Origin of the sequence: [Clostridium] innocuum, from assembly GCA_012317185.1 — a bacterium.
GTDB lineage: Bacteria > Bacillota_I > Bacilli_A > Erysipelotrichales > Erysipelotrichaceae > Clostridium_AQ > Clostridium_AQ innocuum.
On the sequence record CP048838.1, the window covers coordinates 2,582,889 to 2,604,526 of the forward strand.

Sequence of the window (21,638 nt, forward strand, 5' to 3'; positions counted from 1 at the left end):
ATATAGAAATGGAAGAATATGAAATCAAGCTAAGACTTACAGAAACAGAAGCAGAGCAGCTCGTAAAGGCTGCAGCACAGCACGATCAGAAGGTTTCCGAGCTGCTGGAATCCTTTGTATATGATCTAGTCGCATCTGATGAGCATCGCGGAGGTGATGATGAGACAGAATTGGCCCATCAGTGGTATCAGCGGCGCAATGAAGCACTCTATCCGCATCATGCGACCCCGTTGACAGAGAGCGAATCTCTGAAGCTGGCAGAGACAGATATACAGAAGCACTGTATACAGGAGGCATTCCGGTATACTCCCCTTTACTTCGACTGGATAAAAGCAACGATGAAAGATGATGGAGTGATCATGGAAGATCAGGACCATAAACGTGTATACTTTTCTATCGATGAAGATGGCGATATCGACTTCGATGATACATATGGAAACAGCTGTGATGATCTGAAGCTCGTTCATGAGTCCGATAAGATCACATGGGATGAGGTGGAAGCTCGCCTGCGCAGTTATTCAAAAGAGCATCAACAGGAGTTACAGTATCACTTGAAAGAATGTTTTCAGCGATTACCAAGACAAGGGGAAGGCAGCGACTACGTGCGGATAAAGATGGCAAGCGATATCTATCGTCTGGAGGCGATGCTGCGTGAGATCCTGGAAAGCAGCTGTCATGCATGAAGCTTGTCGAGCGCTCCAAGGTATCATCGGATGAAGTCATACATATATCCGTTTTTTCAGATAAGACCATCGTGAGGAGGGATCATATGAAGAATGAAACATATACAGGATTATCAGAAGCATTGCAGGCGCTAAAGACGAGATACGTGCAGCTGCCGGAGGAAGGAATCGATCAACAGACGCCGGAACCATTCGCATGCCTGATACGAGCATGTGAAGCTGTCCTTCAAGAGGAACAGATACGCAGAGATCGTCAGTTACGAGAGGTACGGAAAGCACGAAGAGACGGGATCATAGGGCGACCAGTCACCCCCTGCAGAGAAGACTTTCTGAAGCTGACGTATCTGCATGATAAAAAAATGGTGACAGCAATGGAAGCGACGAGAATGGATATAGGAGTTGCCATTTCATGCAGAACGAAAAGGAGATATCAGGAGGACGAGGGATGGAAGATATAAGGAAGCTGATCGTATTCCTGATCATCAACATCTCGGCATTCCTCTGTTATCTGCTGGGAAAAGAAAATCGGAGAAAGAGAGAAGATGGACATGAAGAAGAATAAATATTTAAAAGCGAAACTGACTGCAGATACGGAAGAGGACTGTCTGTACAACACTTTCTGGATCTATGTTGCCGGTATATCGGAGCTGTTACTGATCGTCATGCTGCAGGGAGAGCTGAACTACATCAGTATCCCCTGCCTCATCGCAGCCGGCTTCTCTTTAGGTGTCTGCGCATACAAGATGGGACAAAAAGCAAGGGAGCGATAAAACATGACCTTAGAAGATTACTTACCACAGATACAATTACTTACTTTACAGAATTACAACAATACCATCATCGCTTATGCGGCATATGTGCGTTTCGGGAAAAAAGCGATCGCAGACTATTGCAGGGAGAAGATCGGAAAAGAGGTCAGGGTCATCGTAAAGGATGATGATCCTATCAATGAAGATGGGTCGATCAGTCAAAATCGCTCGAAGCCTTCCAGATCGAGAACAGTGATCCTGGAGGTCATCAGCGAATGACGTACGTGGTCGTCACGATCACGTACTTCCTCCTCATCGGATTCCTTCTATGGAAGAATGAGGCGGGGACCTATATCCGGCATATGACGCCGCATCATCTGGTCTGTATCCTGAAGACCTCCTTTTCCATACTGACCGAAGTGGTATTGACGATGTCCCTGACATTCGCATGCGTCTATACGCTTTGCGGCTTACGCAAAGCGCTCCCTGATGAGAAGGAGATCCTGTTGCCGTGTCGGATGGTCCTGTTGTTCATCGTGCTGGTACGCTACTTGTTTCAGAAAGAGGTGAGCTTCCCGTTCCTCCTCTTCTATATGAATGTGACCATCTTTTCCGACCTCCTCTATCAGGGCGCGGATATCCTACGTTCCCTGCTGTATCTGGTGTTTCTCATACTACATGCACTCTTTTGCGTTTGCGATGAGGGAAGGATGGTCCGGTGGGAGGATATTGCCGCTATGAGAAACAAGAATTGCCTCTGTGCATGATACTGTGCAAGTTACTCGCTGGAGATATCGCAGCGAGAAGATATGGGATGCTTGCACAGAAGATGGTCTATTCCGAGCTATCCTCAGTTGACGACCATAACCGGTGTTTCGAACTCCTGCAGCAGATGCCGCGACAGGAGCGCTATACGCTGTATGAAGACTGCCGGAAGCACTGTACACAGGTCCTGTATGCGCACTGGGATCTGGTAGCCCTGATCGCACAGAGACTGCTCAAAGAGAAGAAACTTGAACGACAGGAGCTGGAACTACTCTGGCAGACATACGGGAAGAAAGACGGGATGGACCATGAAGACGATCGGAAAGGAGGTCAGGGTCACAGTGAAACGTAATGCTCTGTTGAGTGTGGAAGAAATGCGAAGCCGGCACTATAAGAACTCTGACGCTCCACTGTGATCTTGGAAATCGAATGAAGAAAAAGAAATATCTGGTACTGAGAAACAAGGAGAACGGGAATATCGTAACCGTCGACAAGACTTGGTTCTATGGTCTGCCTAGGCATATCCAAGCGCTGTATCATGCAAAATGGCAGATCGTGATAAAGTAAGACATCACCTGGCAAGTTGCCAGATGATCGATCCAAACCATAAGGAAGAACAGAAGGTGTGAAAAAAACATGGAGTCATTCAAAAAAAAGTATGAAAAAATTCACTTTTGTAAATATACAACTACTGATCACATGGATAATCATTTGTGATATACTTCTTTCAAAAAGAAAAGAGGTATCTTCCATGGAAATTATAACGATCATGGTTTCGGCGCTTTTGGGAGCAGTACTTACCTGGATTACATCCACAGTGCTCTACAAAAAACAATCTACGATTGAAATGAGATGGACATTATTTCAATCGATACGTGATGAAATGTATGCATCAAAAAAGCTTATTGCAACCTATTTCAATGAATTAGGCAAAATTGCAGCAGATATGCGCGAGGAAAAAGAGGCCAGCGAACATGTGCATATTGATTTTACAAATCTCTCCTCTATACATCAGGAATATTCTGTTCTGACGAATAAATTTCTGGCTTATATGAAAATGTATGAACCTGATACGATCTGCAAAATAATGTCGCATCTGCCCTTTGTATTCAAAAACTCTGCACGAAAAATGAAATTCTATTTTTATCTGGAAACATGGAGAACTGCAATGTACTGTGATTTGAAATATCTGCTCGATGTAGAAAATAAACTACAGGAGATTTTGATTCCCTACCTTGATAAGACAGCTGCTCCAGATATATATGACGAAATATTAACAGTCATAAGCAATGTCCATGCATCCGACATGCAAACGATAGACCTTGATGAAATTGGACTGTATGACTTTATGGCAGAAAGCTTCAGAAAAATCGTCTGATAAATTTAGCTGCATGGCAATCAGATATTCTAAAGTCAACAGAAGAACTGCTGGACGACTATGAGAAAAGTGTTCATCAAAGATTGTCATAAAGTCTCAATAACAATGAATTACTTAGCAAACTGCTATGTAACACAGGAGGGAGAAGCATGATATCGATACTTTTTATAGGGATGATCGTTTCCCTCTTCATCATATTGTCCTATGCTCTTTGCAGAGCGAGTGATGAAGCTGACAGAATGTTCGGATATAAAACCATGAGCAGAGATCATGAGATGACGTATGAAGATGACCATAAATCTTTAGAATGACAAAGGATCTTGTATCTACCTGGCAAATTGCCAGGTAGATAGAAAAGGAGGTGCTTGAAAGCAATGAATGACTTAAAAAGCAGAAAAGGATATATCAATACGAACTGTGAACGTAAGTATCCGGGAGTCAAAGACTATTATCTACGCTGCGTCAGTGACGAGGTCATAGACAGACTGCGAAAAGAATCTTTAGATGGTGTTTGCTTTCTATCTTTATCAGATCTCAGAGAAGCATATGATCTCACTAAGAGTGAAGGGCTAAAAGTGATGCTGTTGATCGATGATGAACCGGATATACAGCGTAAGGGTTGGCATAAGAATCTGGTCGAATATAGAATACAGGATCCAAAGGAAATGAAAAGCATAACAGTCCGGCTTCAGGACGAAGCTATGGATCTCTATGACGAAAAGGACGACGCACTTCAACTGCTCGGGCATAAGTTGCTGCCGGGACTTGTCTATTCCCTTGCGCAGGCACGAAAGATCGCAACGGATCTGGTCAACATTCTCCAGCATAAGGAGATGCCAAAGAAAGTACAGGAAGGACTATTGGAAGCGTACGTACGTGCACATAAAGGTTACACGCTGACAGAAGAGATCCAGGAAGATGGCACCCATCTTCAGGTCCTCTTATATGATGGTCTTCCGATAGCAAAAGGAAGCGGCACTGAGCTCTTGAAGATGATAGGAATCGAAGGTGTCACAGTTTCTGATCTGAACGTATACACGAAGGAAGATATGGAACCTGTCCTATCCCGCTATCACGAATATGTCCAAAAAGGACAGATCAGCGAGATACTGAAGGATCGCTGTGATGAGTGGTTAGCTTCACAAGACCTGGATGAAAACAGTTTGGAGGGAATCATCGATAAAGACGATCTAACACTGGAGCTATGGGACAAACGAGCAGCACTGGACCCTACTCTCCCTTTCCGCCCTGCTTTGAACACGGAGGACATGCGATGGATGCAGGAGGAAGCGGACATACAGCTAGAGCAGATGCTCATTACAGAACTGGAGAAAGAGAAGGTGTTATCCTATGGATCCTGATAGACTAGAGAAGTTCATGAGGAAGGACCATGCACGAATCTCCGGCTTTCACGGAGCGTCGTATACAAAAAAAGTATTATGTCATCTCTTATGGATAACCGTGGGTGTCATCGTACTCATCCTTCTCACGATTATCACACTGCAGTTCCTGTACGATAGTATACGACTTGCGACTCTATTCCTCCTACTGATCATCGTCCTTGCCATAACGTTCCTGCTATATCGAAGGATGAGAAAAGCAAAACAAAGAAAGAAAATGAAAGAAATCGTAGATAGGCAGAGCGGGTAAACACTTGTCTTTGAACTTCTACTATAGTAGAATTTAGTTGGAAAAGAGTGTCTGAACCTGACCTGGCAAGTTGCCAGGTACAGAAATGAGGGAAAAGATCATGAAAACGATCATCAAATTACTATTGTCTTCCTTGCTCGTCCTTTCATCGACAGGCTGTTCACCGCATAGCACGAAGAACGAACAAGATATATCATATATCGATATCTCCGAAATTCCAGCTTACTCCGGTACACCGTATGTGGAAATCGACGGCAATATACCGGCTTTCATGGAAGATGAGCTGTCTACGAAATCGTATGAGAACTACAGTGAGCTGGATGAGCTAGGCCGGTGCGGAGCTGCGATGGCAAACATCGGAAAAGATCTGATGCCTACAGAAGAACGAGGCTCCATCGGAATGATAAAGCCTTCCGGCTGGCATACCGTCAGGTATGATGACCTGATAGATGGGAAATATCTCTATAACCGGTGCCATCTGATCGGATTCCAGCTGACCGGTGAAAATGCCAACGAGAAGAATCTGATAACCGGTACTCGGTATATGAACATGGAAGGTATGCTGCCATTTGAAGATATGGTTGCTGATCATATCCAGGAAACGAATAACCACGTACTGTATCGGGTCACTCCGATATTTGAAGGTGATGACCTCGTAGCATCCGGTGTACAGATGGAAGCGCAGTCGGTGGAAGACCATGGAGAAGGTATCCGGTTCAATGTCTTCGTATACAATGTACAGCCCGGTATTACGATCGACTATATCACCGGAGAGAGTCATTTGGAAAAAGGAGTAGAAAAAGAGCAAAACGATACCGATGTGGAGATACGCGGAAACAAGGATTCGAAGATCTATCACTGTCCCGGCCAACGATCCTATGATGATATGGAGGACTCAAAAAATCTGATCATATTCAACAGTGAAGAAGAGGCACAGGCAGCCGGGTATAGAAGAGCACAGCGGTAGCCAGAAAGAAGGAAGATGCGATGAGTAGAAGAGATGTGCAACTGCAACAGATGCGGGAACAGCAGCTGGTAGAAACGACCAGCAGGATCTATGCATCAACCGTGGCAGAGGTATTATTTGAGGCAGGCGTACCAAAGGAAGATATCGAGTATGTGCTTTCTCAAGTCATGGGCAAAGCAGAGGATCTTTCAAAAGGTTATATCGACGTAGATACGTATGTGGAATCAGTAGAAGAAAAAACAGGAATCACTTTAAAGTGACCTGATATAAAGTAAAAAAACAAGCAAGATCAGCTACCTGGCAAGTTGCCATGTAGGAGTAGACAGCGGAGAGACCGCATGGAGAAAAAATATGAACGAAAACAAAAAAATAGTCGAACATGGACCGACAGGTTTGAAACGGATACCGATCGGTATCTCAGATTATCGAAAATTGAAAACAGGAGATTATTATATCGTCGATAAATCCTTATTGATAAAAGAATTTTTGGATAGTGGCGCAGAAGTAACACTGGTGACCCGTCCTCGACGCTTTGGGAAAACATTGAACATGAGTATGATGGCAGAATTCTTCGACATCACAAAGGATTCAAAGGATATCTTCAAGGATACTGCGATCATGGATACGGAATATATTCGTGAGATGAACCAATATCCTACGATCTTTCTGAGCTTTGCGGATGCGAAAGGCAGTCAGATGAGAATCGTAAAATGTATAAAGGAACAGCTATTGACAGCCTACAGATGTAACGCCCACCTATTGAAAGATCCGGATATGTTCGATAAACCAAAGTTCGACTTGATCATGAAAGGATTATCAAGCTTAGATGATGGAAGCTTAGAAACGATCGACCAGGCGATAGCATATCTCATGGAGAAGTGTCATCAATATTACGGAAAGAAAGTGATGCTCATCATAGACGAATATGACACACCGTTTATAGAAGCGCATGTCGGAAATGTTTATAGCGAGATACACTCCGCACTTGCAGGATTGCTCAGCAGTGCACTGAAAGATAATCCGAATTTGCAAAATGCTATGCTTACCGGGATACAGCGGGTCGCAAAGGAAAATATCTTTTCCGGATTGAACAACCCGGAGGTACGGACTGTAAGTGATAAAGCCTATTCCCAACACTTTGGATTCGTGAAGAAAGAAGTGGATATCCTATTGAAGTATTATGGCTTAGAATGCTCTGATGAAGTGAAGGCAATGTATGATGGCTATAATATCGGTGGAACAGAAATCTATAATCCCTGGTCTATCCTCAATTATGCGAAGAATCATAAGCTGATTCCCTATTGGGTGAACGTAAGCTCTAATCAGCTTATAAAAAAAGCAATGGAGGAAATAAGAAAAAAACCAGAAACACACGGTGAACATAAATCCGGATTCGAAACCAAGTATGAAGAGTTGATAGAAAAAAAACAGGTAGAGACCGTAATGGATCTTCAAAAATGTTTTTATGAAGAATCAGATGCTGTAAGTCTATGGGGTCTTTTCGTAAATGCAGGGTATCTGACAATAAAACAAGAAAAATCGAGCACGTATTTATTGGAGATTCCAAACAATGAGGTCGCAGAGGAGTTTCAGAGACTTACTCTAAATTATTTGAATAAAGACTATGATATTTTCACTATGATGATGAGAGGCTTATACGATAAAGAACCTAATGTGTTCATAGAAAACTACCGAGACTTCCTATTGAATTCTACAAGTTATCATGATCTGATCAGTGAAAACAGTTACCATACTCTTCTATTAGGGATGTGTGCCTGCCTATATGCAGATTATGAGGTAAAGAGTAATCAGGAGGCTGGAAAAGGCAGATACGATATCGTCCTACAAAGCAAGACGAGTAAGTTTCCTTCCTATATCATCGAATTAAAGTATTTAAAGAAAGAAGAATATGACAAGCATCCGAAACTGTTGAAAGAAAAATGTGAGGAAGCTTTACGACAGATCGAAATGAATCGTTATGATATCACATTGAGCGGACAGATCATCCATATCGCATTAACACACAGTGGTAAAGATGTAGAGATGCTTTGGAAAGAGGCTTGACGGACTATGTTTCAAACAACATGGCAACTTGCCATGTTGAAGAAATACTTGGAGGAAAAAGCAGAAGGCTATCTGCTTTCCAACAGGCATATGAAAAAGAAGAAAAATTCGAACGGAAATTCATAAAAAAATATTTTGCAAAACGAAAGAAAAAATAAATCGATAAAAAAGTCTAAATGGGTGATGAGGAGGATTTAGAAAATGAAAAAGTTATTAAGTATGATAGCAGTGGCAGCATTGATATTGACGGGCTGTGTCAAAGACCTACAGGTCAAAACGCCAGAGAAGCTGACTGTAGAGTACGGTGATAAGCTGGATAACGATAAACTATATGACGCAAAGGAGTCAGACGAGAATGTCAAAGTCGACAAGGTTTCCGGATATGATGCAAAGAAAGTCGGAGACCAGACGCTGAAAGTCACATTTACAGATGGTGATAAATCTACAGAAAAGGAAATCAAGATAACTGTCAAAGATACCAAAAAACCAAAAATCGTACTGAAGAAGGATAAGATCACGATCACAGCCGGAGATAAGCTGACATTGAAGGACAATGTAAAATCTGTAAAGGATCCCGTCGATGGCAGCTTGAAGTACAGTGACAAGGAAATCAAGAAATCCGGATACTATATTGACAAGGGCAAGCTGGATACGAAGAAAGCAGGTACCTATGAAGTAGTTGTCAAAGCGTTCGATGCAAATGGAAATACTACAGATAAAACATTCAAGGTCACTGTGAAGAATAAAGTTGAGAAGAAAGCAACGACAGAACAAAATTCTGAGGCCGCAACTTCTCAGAACAGCAGCACTGGCCAACAGACGCAGGCAGTTTCCCCTTCCTCTCCTGCACAATCCAATCAGAGTTCAGGATCCAGTGGACAAAGTGGTACAACATCAGGAGGATCATCTTCAGGAAATTCTGGAACCTCCACACCAGCAGAACAGCCTAATGCATGTGTTTCTGACGGAAATTTTGGTGCTATAGGAAATAGCGGACAAGTGTTTTATTCTGAAGCTGCAGCAGATGCATACGCAAATGAACAATTGAATTATGGTGAAGGACCATGGGGAAAAAAAGGATATGACGGATATCATGCATGGACAGTTTATGATAATTGTGGTGAACGTAATGATGTTTGGACAGTAGACTTTTATTAAAAAGAAATTTATTTTAAATATAAACTATAGTATAATTGAAAGCGAAGATAGTGATAGACCTCAATTTATTGGAAGTAGACCCTTTCGGTTCCAATACTGGAGGTGATTACTTGAATTTAGACTTGTATATCATTCTTCTTATTGTGCTAACAATAAAGGAAACGATCAAGATACTAAAAAAGTAATCGCCCCTTGACTTTTGACCGAGCTCGGGGCGATTACTTTCAAACTATCTCCATTTTCACTGAGATAAGATATCTCATCTATATTATACACAAAAATACCAAAATAGTCACTATTTTGAAAATTTAATAGAGAAATGAAAAGGACAGATTAGAAATCTGTCCTTTATGCGTAGAAAGGAGAAAAGATGAGTTACTATAAGTATGCGTAGAAAGGAGAAAAGATGAGTTACTATAAGGTTGGTAGATTCAGGGCCGTAAGGCCCTATACGAATATAAGATAGTAAAAGGCCAGTCACTGGCCTTTTTTCGTGTTTACAGAAAGTGAGGAAAGCAAATGATACGAAAAATAAAAAATAGAATAAGAGATGCAGCTATAGGTATCTTAACTGTTTTGACTGTATTAACAAATATGCAGTTACCAATCTATGCCGCAGATCACACGGCCACTAAGACATTTATAGATGGTATTTCCTATCAGGTTACTAAAGGCTCTCAATCAGCTTGGGGACAGGGTTTCACATTAAAGATGGATGGAGATGTGGTTTTCTGTATAGATCCACAGGCAGAAGTGATCGCAGGTGGAGGATATGCTGAAAGTGAATTTAATGCCTCCCTTAGACATGAGCTTTCTGTTATAGCATATGAAGGCTATTATAAAAACAGAAACAAATCAGATGTCACATACTATAAATTTACAACGAATTTAATGATTTGGGAAAAGATGGGGTGGAGTGTTACTGCTTCCGGTTTCGACTATAGTGGGTATAAATCTAAAATTCAGAAAGCTGTTGATAGTCATTCCATTCGACCTTCTTTTCACAGGGAAGAAATCACTTTAAATGTCGGGGAAAGTATTACACTCACTGACACAAATGGCGTATTTAATGAATTTAATTTTATAGCTTCTGATGGATTGAAGGTAAAAAAAGATGGTAATAAACTCACCATTACTGCGACGGAAGAATCCAAAGATAATTCTAAAGTAAAATACAATAAAGTTCCAGATGAATGTGTAGGGACCAGCCTTGTATATCAGAAGGCAGGGTCTCAGGATATGGTTAAGTTTTTTGTAAAGGACCCATTGTCTACTTTTATTGATGTCAAAGTTAATAAGTACGGATCACTGAAAATCACAAAGCAGGACGAAGATGGAGCGGTAGTTCCGAATACTTCCTTCAAAGTGTCTAAAAATGCAGACATGTCCTCTCCTATCGGAACTTACAAAACAGGGGGCGATGGTACTGTAACTGTCAATAACCTGTTACCACAGAAATATTATGTGCAGGAAACTGCAGTCCCTAGTCACCTGGTACTCGACACTACCATCCGTGAAGTAACTGTCGAAGCTAATCAGACGACAACCTATACTGCACGTAATAACTGGGTCAAAGGTAAGGTGCAGCTGCGTAAGATCGACCCTAAATCTGGAAAACAGGTCGCAGGTGCTACCTATGCCATCTACAATGATAAAGGCCAGGAGTTAGAAAGACTCGTGACAACTGCCACAGGCTATGTAGAATCGGGTTATCTAAGATTCGGGCAATACACCGTGCGTGAGGTCATCGCTCCATCAGGATATATCTTAAACAAGACTTCCTACCCTGTTACGATCACTAGCAACGAACAAAAGATCACAGTGACTGGTGAAGATGAACGACAGACCGGCCGCTTAGAGCTCACAAAAGAAGACAACGTCACCGGTTCTGCCGCACAAGGAGAAGCTACCTTAAAAGGTGCGGTATATGAGCTGAAGGCAAAAGAAAATATCCTAGATCCTGCCGACGGATCTGTCAAATATGCGAAAGGTGCATTAGTCACTTCACTGACGACGGATGCCAATGCAAAAGCGTCTGTAAGTAATCTTTACTTAGGTAAATATACCCTTCAGGAAAAGACGCCAAGTACTGGATATACGTTAGATCCTACAAAGTATGATGTATCTATCGATTATGCAGGACAAAGTGTGGAAATCGTTACAAAGAAACAAACGGTCAAGGAACGTGTCAAGGCTCAGGCATTCTCCATTATCAAGATATCAGACAATGGTGCCGGTGAAGCTGATAAGCTGGCCGGTGTCGAATTTACCGTTAAATCCAAAAAGGATATAGATGCATACGGAAGTTGGGAAAAAGCTCCTATTGCTAAAAATGCAAAGGGACAGACAGCAAAAGTCCTTGTGACTGATAAAAATGGACAGGCGGTATCTGATGAGCTTCCTTATGCTACGTATGTTGTGCGTGAAACTAAGGTCCCGGATGATCACTATAAAGTTCCTGATTTTACAGTAACTATTTCTGAAGATAGCCGTGATCCTCAGCCTTGGCGTATCTTTAATGATGCAAAATTTCGTGCTGTGGTTAAAGCTGTAAAGGTTGATCAAGAAACTGGTAAAACAATTACACTTGCCGGAACAACTTTCAAGATTAAAAACTTGGATAAAAACGAGTATGTAGAATATTGGGATTGGACCCCTATACCTCATAAGGTCAATACCTGGACGACGGATGGATCCGGTACTGTAATGACTGGAAAAGAATTGGATCCAGGTGATTATCAATTAGAAGAAATCACTGCCCCAAATGGTTATGTTTTGAATATCGCTCCAGTTAAATTTAAAGTATCAAGCAATACAGCATATGAGACACTTCCAGACGGTGCTACACCGGTCATCACTGTCACTAAACAGGATACTTCAGTAAAAGGACGTATCGCAGTCGTAAAACAGGGAGAGGTCCTTACTTCTGCAGAAACTGATGATCATGGCAATACGAAGTTCAAATATGAAATGCGGAAATTGAAGGGTGCTGTGTTCGAAGTCAAGGCAGCGGAAGATATCTCATCTCCAGATAATCAGGGCGATATCCTATATCACAAAGGCGATCTGGTAGATACGATAACGACCGATGCTGCAGGTGAAGCACAGACCAAGCTGCTCCCTTTGGGTAAATATCAAGTTTCGGGAAAAAACTGCTCCAAACGGATTCACGCATTCCGATGATATCAGAGAAGTCGAGCTCGTCTATGAGGATCAGAATACAGCGATCGTATTCGGAGATGCCGGTACTTATGAAAATGAACGTCAGAAAGTTGAAGTACAGGCTGTCAAAAAGGACGCAGATGACCAACAGCTGCTAGTCGGCGCTGAAATCACGCTATATGCAAACAGAGACGTGTACAACTATGACGGCGATGTGATCGTAAAAGCCGGTGAAAAAATTGAAACGGTGGTAACCGGCGAAGATGGTAGAGCCACATTTACTGCAGACCTGCCTAATGATCTTACTCCAGAATATGGTGTAATGCCGATTGAGAAAATCGAAGATGAAGATATAGATCCAGGATTCAGTCAAACAGTCATTGAGGATGTAAGACTCATCGGTGACACCAATAGCCTATTCTATGCAACGGAAACGAAAGCTCCTGCAGGTTATGCGAGTGGTCAGGAAGTGCGTTATTATTTTGATACAAAGTATACGAATCAAAACAATGCAGTCTTGAAATTCACAGCAGAGTATCAGAATGAAACGACAAAGGTCGAGATCTCTAAAGTGGATATCACGAACGAGGAAGAACTTCCGGGCGCTACGCTGCAGATAAAGAGCGAGGCCGGAAAGATCATAGAGGAATGGATATCCACAGATAAACCACATCTCATCGAGATGCTGCCTGTTGGAGACTATGTACTATCTGAAAAGATCCCGGCATCAGGTTATACGACAGCTACCGATGTACCGTTCACGATCAAAGATACTGGTGAGATCCAGAAGGTCGTCATGAAGGATGATATAACGAAGTTACAGATCATCAAGACGGATGAAGAAGGTAAGCAGTTACCAGGCAACAGACTGGCCATCATTGACAAAGACGGAAAGACCGTTGATGAGTGGATCACAGATGAAAAGCCTCATGATATCACCAAGCTGGTTGTCGGACAGGAATATACGTTGCGGGAACTGGAAGCAGCTGCCGGTTATACAAAAGCTGAGGATATCATCTTCATCGTACGTGATACGAACGATGTACAGACGATCGACATGAGCAACAGACAAACAGAGATGCACTTTTCTAAAGTCGATGAGACCGGCGAAAAAGAATTACCCGGTGCTAAACTGCAGATCATTGACAAAGATGGCAATATCATAGATCAGTGGGTATCCACAGAAGAGCAGCACACGATCACAGGACTGAGCGAGGGTCAAACCTATGTAATGAAAGAAATCTCTGCACCATATGGATATGAGATCGCAGAAGAGATCACCTTTACCGCAGGAGACGGCCAGAAGGTCACGATGAAAGATAAAATGATCCGCTCCTATATCAAAGTCAATAAGGTCGATTATTATGATCATAAGGACATCCTGAAGGCCGCAGAGTTTACGCTGTATAGTGACGCAGCATGCACGAAGAAAATCCGCAGTGTAAAGACGGATACGAAGAGCGGAATCGCACTGTTCGATGATCTGATCTACGGTACGTATTTCATCAAAGAGACGAAAGCACCGGCCGGTTATCAGTTATCCGATGAAGTCGTGAAGGTCACGATCGATGACGAATGGGTCAATGGTGATGACAAGCTGCGCACAATCATCTATGCAGATAAACCGTTATCCGGTGGGGTCGTTACAGGGGATACGACAGCGACTGGGATCCTGCTCAGTGTCGTAACACTGTCAGGTGCAGCACTCATCTTCGTGTCTCATAAACGCAGAAAAACGAAGAAATCAGAACAGTAGTCTGCCTTTTCTCAAGGGAGATGCAGATACCTGCATTTCCCTCTTTCATTTGAAGAAGAGGTACATCATCATGGAGCGATCCTTATCGATATGAAGGTCAGAAGGAGTATTGAAATGGTCGAAGACATACTTGACGGCTTTTACAAAAAAGCTCCGGGAATCCTTCCTACTAGCTATTTCCTATCAGAATGCTTATGAAGATCCCCGAATATTGGATTCTAACAGATAGTAATTTCACCACAAAATAAGATTTACATGAAGGATGTGATACATACTTCTTATCCCCTGTCTAAGGTATATGGAAAGGAAGAGAAATATGCAGATTTTAGGTATCATCATAGTCAAATTGATAATATTTTACATTTTGATATTTCTGTTATGTGATATAATATTGATATTCAGAAAACATCTGAGAGAAACAAAGATATATTGGAACTGCGTTGTAATCAATGGAGAAGTCATTATCAAAAATAAAGAGTATCTTGAAATTTACAAAAAGAACTTTTCTGATGATTCTGGCTATGATAAAGATTTTGTGGAAAAATATATCGGACAAGAGGATGTCATAATTAAAATTTATGATGCTCGGGGCAATGGACATCATAGATGCTATTTGATCAGTAAAATGATGTCAGTAGAATATCATTAGTTAGTAGGAGAATTGTATGGGAAGTGCAAAACAACAGTACTTCCCTTTTTCTATTATCAAGTCAACCGAACTATTGACATCCAACACACGATTCCGCTTACCAGTCTATAAAACCTATATAGCGTGATTTACCCCTTGTTTACCTCATAAAGAAAGTGAGTAAAAAATGATAAATATGAATAGAGATAAGAAAGCACAGAATCTAAGTTTGATAAAAGTTATAGGTATCCCCGCTTCATTAGTATATGGAATGCTTGTTTTTGGTAATCTATATATAGCAATTACTTCCTCTAAATTAGCAAATAAAGCTATAATAAGTGGCATATCTTATTTGGGATCATTAGTATTTATTCTTGGATTCACATATATTGTTGAATATATAAAACGAAATATCCCAAATTGGCTGCTGTGGCTAAGGGAAAAGCTGAAAAAACATCAACGCATTCCCTTATGTCTTGAGAAGATAGATTATTTGTATGAAGTGTATTTTGATGAAGTCCTCTTTTTTGGTGATCTATTTAATATTGTGCTTTGCGGTGTATTAAGTTGGAAATTCTCTAATTGTTTAAGAACTATTTTAGCTGTTTTATTGTAGTTTCCAAGCAAAAAAAAAGTGTGAGTCCAAAAGAATAAACAAATATTGCAGGAATCAAAGCATATTGACTATCTGTGATAGCATTATAAATGCCTAAATCATAAAACAAATATATTATGTATAGTAAAGCGATAAGAGACATTGTTAAAAATAACAAAAAGCATATACGATACAATGTAACGATTATCATTTCTCTTAATAAAGGAAATCTATACCCCATTCTTTTTTGATATTTAACATATAGTTTTTGGATTCTATAAAATAGTGTTGTAGCTCTTTTCTCTGCTTCAGAGGGGTTCTTAGAATCTTTCAAAGCTTGTAAGAGTTTAAGAGTTATATTATCAAAATAATTTACTAAATGGTAATTATTTTCTATTGTTTCATTTTAACTTTAAAAATATTTCTAAACAATTCTTATTTTTCACCTTGGAAATTGGATTTTCAATAACTGCATAGTATATTTCACTATATATCATAAACATCTTCTTATCTATTTCTGAAACCATCGGTCTTCTGTCCAATAGATATTTAATGAAAGTATTTAAAATCTGACCTACTGAGAAAACAGAGAGGACAGCAATAATAAAACTTGAATCTATAAATTTAAAAAAATCTTCCATAAATAACTCCTCATTTCTTTATAAGAGAGATTTTATCACGGGAAAGGAGGCGATACATATAAAATAGAAGATTTTTTTATCCTACGAACTGTTACTCTCAAGTAACAGTCAAGATGTAGTATAAGCTTTTTGCACTGTATGAGTGTTTATACAGCGGCTCTATATCCGAAAGAAGACACATCATGTGTCTTTTTTAGTATTAAGAAAGAAAGGAAACGATATACCCTATGTTCAAGAAAAGATTAAAACCGACTCCTGCGACTGCAGGTATCCTCATCGCCTTCTATTCGACGATGACCCCTATATTGGCGAAGCCAAAACCGAATACTGCAGGAGTGAAAAATGAGGCAAAGCCTTGGTTGGATTCCTTTACGGATATCTGCCTATGGGCGATACCTCTCGTTGCTGTCATTGCAAGTGCTGCTCATGGTCTATCGTGGATGGTCAAGGACGAAGATGAGAAGAAACAAAAGCCTGTCTTAAAGATGCTCAAGATCATCTGGGGAATCGCAGTCGTCCTCGAGCTGATCCCGACGATCTATAAAATATACAATATGTAAAAAGGAGGTATCGTATGGATCTAGTAATCGATGGTGTCCGCTGGGTCTTGTGGATACTCGTCAAAGGAAGTATGTTCCTCATCGATAGTGTATATAACATCATACGACCGATCCTTTCCTTCGATATCGGCTCAAATTCAACGGTGTGGCAATGGTGGGACATCCTGATGATGTTCCTCCTGATGTTCACCCTGCTCAGAGCCTTCACGATGTTATTGAAAGCGACTATCGATGAAGAATATGTATGGAAGCTGAGCGGATTACGGATGATCTTCCGTATCATCGCAATCGTTTTCGTCGTTGCCATGACTCCACTGGTGATCAAAGAATTCACCGCTTTTACGAGCGTCGTTATGGATAGTGTTCCGGATTCCTTCGTAGTAGAGAACAATTTCGCGACTACGAAGCCAAAAACAGACAACAAGCTTCAACAGGAGATTGTTGACAAACTGTACAAGGAATATGAAGGGATGCCTTCCCAGATCTTTATCAGTTCCGCAAGCAATGGTCAATATCCTCCCTACCAGCTGATCGATATCAACGCCACGGAAGGCGGTATGGATCATTGGTTCGACGGCGTACCGATTGTAGGAGGCTTCTTCAATATCACCTCTGCATTGATTGGAGCTGATGGTGATTATATCTATTTTCCGGATACCACCATGCTGATCTTTCTGATCGTAGAAGGGGTATGTGGAGCTTATATGTTTCTGCTTATGGCGATACAGATATCACAGAGGATGATCTCCATCGCGGTCAAGATCCTGATATCTCCCTACCCGATTTCCGGTATCATAAATCCGGATGATCGCAGTTTTGGTTTATGGGTCAAACTGATCAGTGCTGATCTGATCTCGAATGTCCTGCAGTATATCATCCTGTTGCTCGTCATGGCTGTCACATCTTCTAAAACGGTACAAAACTTCGGCATCGTCGGCCAGGGGATCTTCTTCCTGGGGGGCATGCTGGCTGTCTTGGTCGGTCCCGGTCAAGTCGCTCAGCTCATCGGCGGGGATGGTATGGGACTCTTCATGACGATGCAGGGCTTCCAGGCGATGAGCGCATTGAAGGGCGTCACACAGGCGATCGGACAAAAAGGAATCGGGATGGCCACTGGAGCGGCAGCTCTGGGGACTTATGGAGCCGGCAGGATGCTGGGCCTGAACTCGCTCGGTAACTATCCGGATGGAGGTGGTATCGGCTCCAACAATCCTATGACAGGAGCATATGATCCGGGAAACGGTCCCGGAAATGGTTCAGGATCCGGAGGTGCAGGAAACATCCCGCCAAGAGCTTTTTCCGAACCACATACAGAGAAACAAGCGCAGGCAGCGAGGAAGTATGGAATCGACATCAGTGATATGAGTAAAGGAGACGCTTCCCTGGCTTTGGAAAAAGCAGGCATGGATAAGAGCTACTGGAGAGGTTCGAATCCGGCAGGTGGTGGCGCATCCGGCACGATCGATAAGAGCAATCCAACCTATGGTTTCGGAAATACGCCGACATCTGTCTCTACAGATGGAAGGTATGATAGGGCGATGGAAGATGGCACAGATATAGGCGCATCCAGTGAAGGCATAGATAGTGGTGAAGGGATCGATATCGGAACTCCTGCCAAAGGAAATGACGGCAGCTCAGGTGGTGCTTCACAGGATGAAGGAGGCATCCGTCTGAGTCGTGAGGGTACGACCGCAAGGCGTGTCGGTGATTCCTCCACCTTCCGTGCGAGAACCGTCTCCAAAGTAGGAAGAACGGCTTATCTGGCCGCAGGTAATCGACTGATGGGACAGAAGAGCATCGTCCGTGGAGGACGCTATGTAACGAAGAATACGCGTGCACAGAATCTTTCGAACATGCATGCCGGTATCCAGGATCTGATCCATCCGAAGCGGATCGACGAGCTGTCTTCCACGCATGCAGAAAAAAGAGATATGCAGGATATGAGAGAAATGGAGGACTTTGAACGATCATGAGATTCTACTCACCGAAGAATTTTAAGAAAGGAAGACATCTGGGAGGCATGTTCCGATGGATCGACATCGTGCTGTTCGGCACAGCGACCCTGCTCTTCATCCCGGCATTCCTTTTCAATATGACAGGAGATACGGTCAACGTCCCGCTCCTCATGTTGACCTTACTGCTCTATGGGATCGTGATCGTGCTCATCCAGCCATTCCCTCCCATCTATCACAACTTCCTGGTGTTCTTCTACCTACAGTATCTGTATCTCAGACGACAGAAGGAATATATATGGGGAGGTATCGTAAAATATGAAGAAAAAGAAGAATAAAGAAAGAAGAGCGGAAAAGAAGGTCGTGAAGCAGGCAGAGAAACAAAAGAAATATTGCAGCACGGCATTGGAATGGTCAGATATCGAGATGATCGACGGAGACGCGATCCATATAAGAGACGGCAGCACACGAGAGCGTATCATCGGTTTGAAAGTCACCCCCAGGAACATCTTCATCGATACAAGTTATGTACAGGCCCGTATCGTGAACAACCTGCGCATCATCTTCAATAAGATCCGTTTCCCCATCTATTGGGGCTACGTATTCGTGCCGGTACAGATCGACGATCATATCTCGATGCTGTTGCGGGAAGAGACGCAGGAAGAGGATCCGCGCATCCGTGCGATGATCCAAAATGATTTTGAAAAGGTCACTTGGTTCCAGGATACACATCGTGAGCTGGAATTCTTTCTGATGCTGCGCGATGAGGATGAAGCGACTCTGATGAAGAACTATGACGAGCTGGTCGCAGAGCTTCAGTATGCCGGGTTTCGGACGAAGGACCTGAACATGCACGATCTCTACGACTATGTCGCTTATATGTATGAGAATCCGCTGATCAATGATTATTATTTCTCACGAGGTGTCTTCAGCTGTCTGGCAGAGGAGAGTGAAGATATCTTCCTATCGAAAGACAACTATCATGAACCGGATTTCGATTATGATGATTATTACAGACTTCGGAAGGAGGGAGAACATGTGGAATAATGACCTGTTGAAGAAAAAAAGTACGTTCCAGCCGATCGGACTGAAGATCCAAAGAGGCCACTACATCCTGGGAGACCGTTATATCAAATCTCTGCTCGTCACCGAGCTCCCCCGACAATTCGAACTCGGTCTCCTGAGCTCCTACGTTTCGAATCCGGAGATCAAGGTCTTCATGCGTACGGAGCCGTTGGATCTGGACTGTGCCGGTATGCTGAAGAAGGAATACAATGATAAGAGCAGAGAATATCAGAAGAGCGGGAACGACCCGACGAGGAGAGAGATCCTGGAGAATGAGCTGATCTCATTGAATACCTACATCAAGGAGATCATCGATAATCACGATGTGACCTGGAACATCACCATCGTCTTCAGCGTCTATGCTGACACAGAAAAGGAGGTGAACAAACGATGTCAGGATCTCAATCTCCGCTTACGGGCAGAGGGCTTCAAGCTGACCAGTGCTCCCGTCATGCAGGAGAATCTGATGCGGGTCGCTTCCCCATTGTTCGTCGACAGTCTCCTCCCTGCTGAAGTGGAAAAGAATATCGGTATCCCGCTCCCTTCACTAGGTCTGGCCGGTCTCTATCCGTTCGTATTCGAAACACTGAAGGATCGTGACGGCTTCCTGCTGGGACATGAGCTGATGAATAAAGGAGCGATCCTATTCGATCAATTCCAATGGCTCGATGACCCGATGAGTGCCCGGGCACTGAATCGCCTGAGTGGGAATCTCGTCATCGTCGGAGGTACCGGATTCGGTAAGTCTACACTGATGAAGCTGTTGATCCGTTTCTACATCCGTACACACAAAAAGATCATCTGGATAGACCCGGAGAACAAGAACAACTCCCTGACGAAGCGTTATGGAGGTACGTTCATCAACTGGGGGCGGCGAGGCCATATCATCAATGTCTTCGATCTGAAGCCGATCTCCGTGGAAGAGGATGAGGACGCCAGCGTCAAATGGGATACAGAGCTTGCCATATACAACTGTGTCGATGATGTCAAGATTATCCTGCGCTATCTCGTACCCTCTATCAGTGATGACACCCTTTCCATCGTAGGAGATCAGATGGTCATGCTGTATGCCGATCATGGATTGACGCCGGAAACGGATTTCCGTGGACTTCCGGCTTCTGCATATCCGACCTTCTCCGATCTCGACGTACGTCTGCAGAAGAGCATAGAGGAGTGTCAGAAGCAGCCGCATGCCGATACGAAGGAGCTGGAGCTGCTGCGGGATCTGCGGCTGAAGATAAAGCCACTGCTCAAAGAATGGTCGATCTACTTCAATGGACATACATCGCTGGGTCAGGAGGACTTATCGAAGGATATCATCGCGTTCGGTACGAAGACGCTGCTGGAGAAGCCGCTGACATTGATCAATGCGCTGAATCACATCATGTACCAATTTGCCTGGTCGTTGTGTCTGGATGAGTCCGTAGAGTCTGCTTTCGTTCTGGATGAGGCGCATACGCAGATACTGACGCCGATGAGTGCGGAAAGAGTAGCACAGTACACGCGAAGATCCAGAAAGTATCACAATGTCTGTACGATCGCGACGCAGGAGCCGAAGGACTTTGCGGGGAAAGACATCCTCGTACATGGAAAAGCGATCTTCAACAACAGCGTCTATAAGATGATCATGCATCTGGAGCGCGACGGGACCAACGATCTGAGCAAGTTCATCACCGTCAATGAGAATGAGAAAGGACTGATCGAGCAGCTGCGTATGGGTGATGCATTGTTCGTCTGTGGAGACCGTCATATCCCATTGCATGTCCTTGCGACAGAGAACGAGTTGAAGGAGATGGCATGACCAAGGAATTGAAGACTAGGCACATGGATCTATTCCCTATCATTCAAACATCAGTTTTCATGAC

23 protein-coding genes and 1 pseudogene are annotated in these 21,638 nt (G+C 42.9%); 23 read left to right on the forward strand and 1 reads right to left on the reverse strand.

Going from position 1 to position 21,638, the window contains the following annotated elements; all coding sequences use genetic code 11:
* Positions 1-8: 8 nt before the first annotated feature.
* The 18 genes and pseudogenes from G4D54_12515 to G4D54_12600 all read left to right on the forward strand — a co-directional run bounded on the left by G4D54_12515 (position 9) and on the right by G4D54_12600 (position 15,576).
* On the forward strand, positions 9-683 hold the full coding sequence (locus tag G4D54_12515) for a hypothetical protein (protein ID QJA03213.1): 675 nt from the start codon (positions 9-11) through the stop codon (positions 681-683).
* Positions 684-769: 86 nt separating this feature from the next.
* Positions 770-1,141, forward strand: coding sequence for a hypothetical protein (locus G4D54_12520; GenBank protein QJA03214.1), 372 nt, complete (start codon positions 770-772; stop codon positions 1,139-1,141).
* Positions 1,142-1,225: 84 nt separating this feature from the next.
* Positions 1,226-1,453, forward strand: coding sequence for a hypothetical protein (locus G4D54_12525; protein ID QJA03215.1), 228 nt, complete (start codon positions 1,226-1,228; stop codon positions 1,451-1,453).
* Between the two features lie 3 nt (positions 1,454-1,456).
* Positions 1,457-1,711 (forward strand): hypothetical protein, encoded by a 255-nt coding sequence (locus G4D54_12530; protein ID QJA03216.1) that lies wholly within the window; start codon positions 1,457-1,459, stop codon positions 1,709-1,711.
* Positions 1,708-2,199, forward strand: a complete 492-nt coding sequence (locus tag G4D54_12535; protein ID QJA03217.1) for a hypothetical protein — start codon at positions 1,708-1,710, stop codon at positions 2,197-2,199. Before G4D54_12530 ends, G4D54_12535 begins: the two co-directional genes overlap by 4 nt.
* Positions 2,196-2,549, forward strand: coding sequence for a hypothetical protein (locus tag G4D54_12540; protein ID QJA03218.1), 354 nt, complete (start codon positions 2,196-2,198; stop codon positions 2,547-2,549). Before G4D54_12535 ends, G4D54_12540 begins: the two co-directional genes overlap by 4 nt.
* Before the next feature lie 77 nt (positions 2,550-2,626).
* A complete protein-coding gene (locus G4D54_12545) occupies positions 2,627-2,764 on the forward strand; it encodes a hypothetical protein (protein ID QJA03219.1) in 138 nt (45 codons plus the stop codon).
* Positions 2,765-2,948: 184 nt separating this feature from the next.
* Positions 2,949-3,575, forward strand: coding sequence for a hypothetical protein (locus tag G4D54_12550; protein ID QJA03220.1), 627 nt, complete (start codon positions 2,949-2,951; stop codon positions 3,573-3,575).
* 149 nt (positions 3,576-3,724) lie between these two features.
* Positions 3,725-3,886 (forward strand): hypothetical protein, encoded by a 162-nt coding sequence (locus G4D54_12555; GenBank protein QJA03221.1) that lies wholly within the window; start codon positions 3,725-3,727, stop codon positions 3,884-3,886.
* Between the two features lie 63 nt (positions 3,887-3,949).
* Positions 3,950-4,936, forward strand: coding sequence for a hypothetical protein (locus tag G4D54_12560; protein ID QJA03222.1), 987 nt, complete (start codon positions 3,950-3,952; stop codon positions 4,934-4,936).
* Positions 4,926-5,225, forward strand: a complete 300-nt coding sequence (locus G4D54_12565) for a hypothetical protein (protein QJA03223.1) — start codon at positions 4,926-4,928, stop codon at positions 5,223-5,225. Before G4D54_12560 ends, G4D54_12565 begins: the two co-directional genes overlap by 11 nt.
* Before the next feature lie 100 nt (positions 5,226-5,325).
* A complete protein-coding gene (locus G4D54_12570; protein QJA03224.1) occupies positions 5,326-6,192 on the forward strand; it encodes a DNA/RNA non-specific endonuclease in 867 nt (288 codons plus the stop codon).
* A gap of 20 nt (positions 6,193-6,212) precedes the next feature.
* The gene (locus G4D54_12575; GenBank protein ID QJA03225.1) at positions 6,213-6,452 is read left to right on the forward strand and encodes a hypothetical protein; all 240 of its coding nucleotides are present in this window, start codon (positions 6,213-6,215) and stop codon (positions 6,450-6,452) included.
* A gap of 91 nt (positions 6,453-6,543) precedes the next feature.
* A complete protein-coding gene (locus G4D54_12580) occupies positions 6,544-8,256 on the forward strand; it encodes an AAA family ATPase (GenBank protein QJA03226.1) in 1,713 nt (570 codons plus the stop codon).
* 201 nt (positions 8,257-8,457) lie between these two features.
* Positions 8,458-9,414, forward strand: coding sequence for a DUF5011 domain-containing protein (locus G4D54_12585; protein QJA03227.1), 957 nt, complete (start codon positions 8,458-8,460; stop codon positions 9,412-9,414).
* Between the two features lie 519 nt (positions 9,415-9,933).
* Positions 9,934-14,332 (forward strand): annotated as a pseudogene (locus tag G4D54_12590) (head-tail adaptor protein).
* Between the two features lie 316 nt (positions 14,333-14,648).
* Positions 14,649-14,981, forward strand: coding sequence for a hypothetical protein (locus G4D54_12595; GenBank protein QJA03228.1), 333 nt, complete (start codon positions 14,649-14,651; stop codon positions 14,979-14,981).
* 166 nt (positions 14,982-15,147) lie between these two features.
* Positions 15,148-15,576, forward strand: coding sequence for a hypothetical protein (locus G4D54_12600; protein QJA03229.1), 429 nt, complete (start codon positions 15,148-15,150; stop codon positions 15,574-15,576).
* Positions 15,577-15,956: 380 nt separating this feature from the next.
* Here G4D54_12600 and G4D54_12605 read toward each other — a convergent pair whose 3' ends face one another.
* Complete coding sequence (locus G4D54_12605; GenBank protein ID QJA03230.1) at positions 15,957-16,196, reverse strand: hypothetical protein; 240 nt, start codon at positions 16,194-16,196, stop codon at positions 15,957-15,959.
* Between the two features lie 227 nt (positions 16,197-16,423).
* Here G4D54_12605 and G4D54_12610 point away from each other — a divergent pair, with 227 nt between their 5' ends.
* From G4D54_12610 to G4D54_12630, 5 genes are read left to right on the forward strand one after another with little or no spacing between them, the layout of a single operon-like run.
* Positions 16,424-16,756: a hypothetical protein gene (locus G4D54_12610; protein QJA03231.1), complete on the forward strand. Its 333-nt coding sequence runs from the start codon at positions 16,424-16,426 to the stop codon at positions 16,754-16,756.
* A gap of 14 nt (positions 16,757-16,770) precedes the next feature.
* A complete protein-coding gene (locus G4D54_12615; protein ID QJA03232.1) occupies positions 16,771-18,729 on the forward strand; it encodes a hypothetical protein in 1,959 nt (652 codons plus the stop codon).
* Positions 18,726-19,046 (forward strand): hypothetical protein, encoded by a 321-nt coding sequence (locus G4D54_12620; protein ID QJA03233.1) that lies wholly within the window; start codon positions 18,726-18,728, stop codon positions 19,044-19,046. Before G4D54_12615 ends, G4D54_12620 begins: the two co-directional genes overlap by 4 nt.
* Positions 19,027-19,755 (forward strand): hypothetical protein, encoded by a 729-nt coding sequence (locus G4D54_12625; protein ID QJA03234.1) that lies wholly within the window; start codon positions 19,027-19,029, stop codon positions 19,753-19,755. The genes G4D54_12620 and G4D54_12625 overlap by 20 nt, the downstream gene beginning before the upstream one ends.
* Positions 19,745-21,574, forward strand: coding sequence for a hypothetical protein (locus G4D54_12630; protein ID QJA03235.1), 1,830 nt, complete (start codon positions 19,745-19,747; stop codon positions 21,572-21,574). Before G4D54_12625 ends, G4D54_12630 begins: the two co-directional genes overlap by 11 nt.
* Positions 21,575-21,638: the final 64 nt, after the last annotated feature.